This is a genomic window from Liquorilactobacillus sicerae (genome assembly GCF_029916425.1).
Taxonomy (GTDB): Bacteria; Bacillota; Bacilli; order Lactobacillales; family Lactobacillaceae; genus Liquorilactobacillus; species Liquorilactobacillus sicerae.
The window spans coordinates 1-384 of the sequence record NZ_JAHAVQ010000365.1; the positions used below are offsets into that span (position 1 = coordinate 1).

Here is a 384-nt window from a genome sequence, read left to right on the forward strand (position 1 = left end):
TACTTTTTTAAACTATAAATCATCACCCCTAGAACGAAGTAATTCACCTCACGAAGGCTGCTTTGCTAAATCAAAATGATACTTTTTTGCATATTGATCAACAGCATCCTGCCCATAAAGCTTTGGATCAAGCGGCATATAGTCCGTTGGAAATGGGTCATCTTCTTTGATAACGGCATTAACAACAATCGGCTTTTTATTACCATTTTCCTGAAGACTTTTAATATTAGCAAAAACTTGATCAATATCAGCAATCGTTTTAACAGTGAAACTCACAGCGCCAAGGCCTTCGCTGACTTTTGCCCAATCTGCTCCAGTCAAATCTACTCCATAAAAATGTTGTTTTGTCAGAACTTGTTCATGATATATAAAACCAAAACGGTT

The 384-nt window shown here is 36.5% G+C and carries 1 protein-coding gene; it reads right to left on the reverse strand.

All coding sequences use genetic code 11. From position 1 onward, the window contains the following. Window positions 1-48: 48 nt before the first annotated feature. A partial coding sequence (locus tag KH893_RS12855) for a thiamine pyrophosphate-dependent enzyme (RefSeq protein ID WP_486606314.1) occupies window positions 49-384 on the reverse strand: 336 nt, incomplete at its 5' end.